The sequence below is a fragment of the Micromonospora sp. 4G55 genome, from assembly GCF_016803375.1.
Genome location: NZ_JAEVHN010000539.1, coordinates 1 through 4,276 on the forward strand (window position 1 = coordinate 1; position 4,276 = coordinate 4,276).

A 4,276-nucleotide genomic window follows, 5' to 3' on the forward strand; every position below is an offset into this window, starting at 1 on the left:
GGCGCCCGGCCCGTCGGGCCGGTGCTGCGCCGGGCTGCGGCGCCGGGGCGGCCCTCGGACCGCAGGGTCCGCGCGAGCGTCTTGACCAACTCGGGCTTGCGCAGAGCGGAGATGCCGGAGACACCGCGGCGCCGCAACTGACCCCGGATGTCGTCGACCCGCATCCGCGAGATCTCCGACTCCGAGATCCCCGGGGTGTTCGGCGTCTGGTTGCCCGCCTGCTGTTTCGTCCTGGTCGCAGTTCCGCCGCGACCTGAGCTGTTCCGCTGAGCCATCACACGCTCCTCGACAGTCCGTCTCGGCCTGCGGCGGGTCCCGATTTCGCCGCACCGCAGCGGTGCGGCATACCCGTCAGGACCGGTCCGAACCTCCGGCGGACGGCTCGAAAAGGTGGGCGAAGGCGGCGAGGTTGGCGGTGGACTCGCCCCGCTTGACCCGCCACTCCCATTCCCGGCGGATCGAGCTGCCGAAGCCGATCTCCAGCATCGTGTCGAACGACTCGTCCGCGTACGTGAGCACCGCGCCGAGCAGCCGGTCCAGCTCGTCGGCGTCGATGCCGGCCGGGTTGACCCGCCCGGTGAGGTAGACGTCGCCCACCGCGTCGATGGAGAACGAGACGCCGTACATCCGGGCGTTGCGCTGCAGCAGCCAGGCCCACAGCTCCTCGCGCCGCTCGTCGGGCTGGCGCATCACGAACGCCTCGACCCGCAGCGCGTGCTCGCCGACGATCAGGTTGCAGACCGTCTTCAGCTTGTGCGTGCCGGGCAGGGTGACCGCGTAGGAACCCTCGCCGGTCGACTCCCAGTCCAGCTCACGCTCGGTGCAGACGGACTCGATCAGGGCGGCCAGGTCGCTCTTCGCGCTCATCGCACCCACTCTACGGGCGCCGCCGGGACGCACCGGACACGCGGAAGTGGCCCGGGTCACCAGGAACAGGACAGCGCCGGGTCCCCGGCGAGCTGGGCGGCCAGCCGTCCCCGGTGCTCGGCGATCGCCTCCCCGTAGACGGCGAGCAGGCCGGAGACGGTGCGCTGCCAGGAGAAGTTGCGGGCGTGCCGGGCCGCGCCCGTCGCCAGGTCGGCCCGCAGCGCCCGGTCGGGCAGCAGGCGGGCGAGCGTGGCGGCCCAGTCGGCCGGGTCGTGGCCGTCGACGAGCACCCCGCTGACCCCGTCCCGCACGGCGGTGACCAGGCCACCGACGGCGGCCGCCACGACCGGCGTACCGCAGGCCTGCGCCTCCAGGGCGACCAGGCCGAACGACTCGTTGTACGAGGGCACCGCGACCAGGTCGGCCGCCCGGTAGAGGGCGGGCAGGTCGTCGCCGGTCTGCGGGGGCAGGAAGCGCACCCGGTCGGCGACACCGAGCGATCCGGCCAGCTCCATCAGCGAGGTGGGCCGGTCGAGCCCGCTGCCGCTCGGACCGCCGCAGATCACCACGGTCAACTCCTCGGCGAGGGCCGGGTCGCACTCGCGCAGCGCGGCGGCCGCGCGGACCAGCACGTCGGGCGCCTTGAGCGGCTGGATCCGACCGACGAAGGCCACCACGTACCCGTCGGTGGGCAGCCCCAGCCGGCGGCGGGCGGCGCGGGTGGCCGCGCCCCGGTCGCCGGGGGCGGGACGGAAGCGGTCCAGGTCGACGCCGGGCTCGACCACGGCGACCCGGGCCGGTTCGGCGTCGTAGCGGCCGATCAGGTCGGCCGCCTCGACCCGGGTGTTGGCCACCAGCCGGTCGGCCTCGGCGACCACCTGCTCCTCGCCGATCACCCGGGCCTTGGGCTCGGGGCGGTCACCGACGGCGAGCTGGGCGTTCTTGACCTTGGCCAGGGTGTGCGCGGTGTGCACCAGCGGCACTCCCCAGCGTTCCTTGGCCAGCCAGCCGACCTGGCCGGAGAGCCAGTAGTGCGAGTGGATCAGGTCGTAGTGGCCGGGCGGGCGGGCCGCCTCGGCGCGCAGCACACCGGCGGTGAAGGCGCAGAGCTGCCCGGGCAGCTCCTCCTTGGTCAGCCCCTCGAGCGGCCCGGAGGTGATGTGCCGGACGTGCACGCCGGGCGCCATCTCGACCACCGGGGGCAGGTCACCGGAGGTGGCCCGGGTGAAGATCTCCACCTCGACGTCGGCCTCGGCGAGCCGCCGGGCGACCTCCAGAATGTAGACGTTCATCCCACCGGCGTCACCGGTGCCGGGCTGGTGCAACGGCGAGGTGTGCACCGACAGGGTGGCGATCCGCCGGGGGCGGGGCCACGGTCGGGCACCTCGCTGACGACCGACGCCGGTGTGCATTTCCGCCACGTCCGCTCCTTCTGTCACGGTTTATGCCGTCCCGCACGACCGGCGCTTCTCGGTCAACTCACGCGCCGGGTGTCATCTTCCCCATCGGGCTACGGAAATGCGCCCGCGCTCTCCCCCGGGGTGACCCAGTTCATCGACGCCCCCGCCCGGGCCGGCCGGCGGCGGAGGGGACAATGTCCGGATGACCTCTGTCGCGATCGTCACCGGGGCGTCCAGCGGGATCGGCGCGGCGACCGCCCGCCGGCTGGCCGCCGAGGGCTTCCACGTGCTGGCCGCCGCCCGCCGTACCGACCGGCTGGCCGGGCTCGTCAAGGAGATCGAGGCGGCCGGCGGCACGGCCACGGCGGTGGCCTGCGACGTCACCTCCGACGAGTCGGTGGCCGGGTTGGCCGCCGCGGCGCAGGCGGCGCCCGGACCGGTCACTCTGCTGGTGAACAACGCCGGCGGAGCGCGCGGGCTGGACCCGGTGGAGTCCGGCGCGATCGGCGACTGGCAGTGGATGTACGACGTCAACGTGCTCGGCACGCTCCGGGTCACCCAGGCGCTGCTGCCCGCGCTGGAGGCGTCCGGCGCCGGCACCATCGTGATCGTCTCCTCCACCGCCGGCTTCACCGTGTACGAGGGCGGCGGCGGCTACGCCGCGGCCAAGCACGCGCAGACCGCGATCGCCGGGACGCTGCGGCTGGAGCTGAGCGGGCGGCCGGTCCGGGTGATCGAGATCGACCCGGGCATGGTGCGGACCGACGAGTTCGGGCTGGTCCGCTTCGGCGGGGACGCCGACAAGGCCGCCGCCACGTACGCGGGGGTGCCCGAGCCGCTGGTCGCCGAGGACGTGGCCGACTGCATCGCCTGGTGCGCCACCCGCCCGCACCACGTCAACGTGGACCGGCTGGTGGTCCGCCCGCTGGCCCAGGCCGCCCAGCACAAGGTGCACCGGGTCGGGCAGTGAACCGGGCCGGTCGCGGGTGAGAGCCGGACCGGTGCGGCCCCAGGGCGTGGTGACCCGGGGGACGACGAACCCCAACCGGCTGCGGCGGGTGGACAACTGGATCGTGGCCACCTGCGGCGACCGGCTCCGCGCCGCCGCCGACCCGCTGGTGGTGGACCTCGGTTACGGCGCCACCCCGGTCACCGCCGTGGAGCTGCGCGCCCGGCTGGCCACCGGGGTCCGCGCCGACGTGCGGGTGGTCGGGCTGGAGATCGATCCGGTACGGGTGGCCGCTGCCGCGCCCGCCGCCGACCCGCCCGGGTTGACCTTCGCCCGGGGCGGCTTCGAGCTGGCCGGTCTGCGTCCGGTCCTGGTGCGCGCGTTCAACGTCCTGCGCCAGTACGACGAGCGCGAGGTCGCCGCCGCCTGGCGGACGGTCACCGACCGGCTCGCCCCGGGCGGGGCGCTGGTCGAGGGGACCTGCGACGAGCTGGGCCGGCTGGGCAGCTGGGTGCTGGTCGACGCGGCCGGCCCGCGCACGCTGACCCTGGCGGCCCGCCTGGCGACCCTGGAGACCCCGGCCCAGCTGGCCGAACGCCTGCCCAAGGCGCTGATCCACCGCAACGTCCCCGGCGAGCGGGTGCACGACCTGATCCGCGCCCTCGACGACGCCTGGCAGGCCGCCGCCGGCTACGCCCCGTTCGGCCCCGCCAGCGGCTGGCTCCGCGCGGTCGGCGCCCTCAAGCAGGCCGGCTGGCCGGTCCTCGACCGCCCGCACCGCTGGCGCCAGGGCGAACTCACCCTCCGCCCGCCTTGCGACAAGCCTCACGAGCTGCGTTCGTACGCGGGTGGTTGCAGGCTTGGTGTTCGGCGCGTTTCATCAGCTCACTCCGGGTGCCGGTTTTCGTGCCACGCGCAACCTCGGTGGCCTTCAACCGGCCGGGCGCCGGCCCGCGCACGATCACGCCGAGCGCGGCGCAGTGCGGGGCGGCCGCGGCGACCTCTCACCACCGCCGGGGTACGCCTGTACCCGCTGCGGCTGTCCGGGGCGACGCCGGAG

Annotated in this window: 3 protein-coding genes and 2 pseudogenes; 2 read left to right on the plus strand and 3 right to left on the minus strand. The window is 74.9% G+C overall.

Annotated features, from left to right (window positions below):
• From JNW89_RS29290 to mshA, 3 genes and pseudogenes are all read right to left on the minus strand, one after another.
• A pseudogene (locus JNW89_RS29290) lies at nt 1-275 on the minus strand (hypothetical protein); the annotation flags it as partial.
• A gap of 76 nt (nt 276-351) precedes the next feature.
• The gene (locus JNW89_RS29295) at nt 352-867 is read right to left on the minus strand and encodes a YbjN domain-containing protein (protein WP_238451554.1); all 516 of its coding nucleotides are present in this window, start codon (nt 865-867) and stop codon (nt 352-354) included.
• A 56-nt stretch (nt 868-923) separates the two neighbouring features.
• Nucleotides 924-2,288 (minus strand): D-inositol-3-phosphate glycosyltransferase, encoded by a 1,365-nt coding sequence (gene mshA / locus JNW89_RS29300; protein ID WP_238451555.1) that lies wholly within the window; start codon nt 2,286-2,288, stop codon nt 924-926.
• 181 nt (nt 2,289-2,469) lie between these two features.
• On the opposite strand from mshA, the gene JNW89_RS29305 reads away from it, so the two are divergent.
• Together JNW89_RS29305 and JNW89_RS29310 are read left to right on the plus strand one after the other, a co-directional pair.
• Nucleotides 2,470-3,237: an SDR family NAD(P)-dependent oxidoreductase gene (locus tag JNW89_RS29305; protein WP_238451556.1), complete on the plus strand. Its 768-nt coding sequence runs from the start codon at nt 2,470-2,472 to the stop codon at nt 3,235-3,237.
• A gap of 16 nt (nt 3,238-3,253) precedes the next feature.
• Nucleotides 3,254-4,021: pseudogene (locus JNW89_RS29310) on the plus strand (class I SAM-dependent methyltransferase); the annotation flags it as partial.
• Nucleotides 4,022-4,276 lie beyond the last annotated feature (255 nt).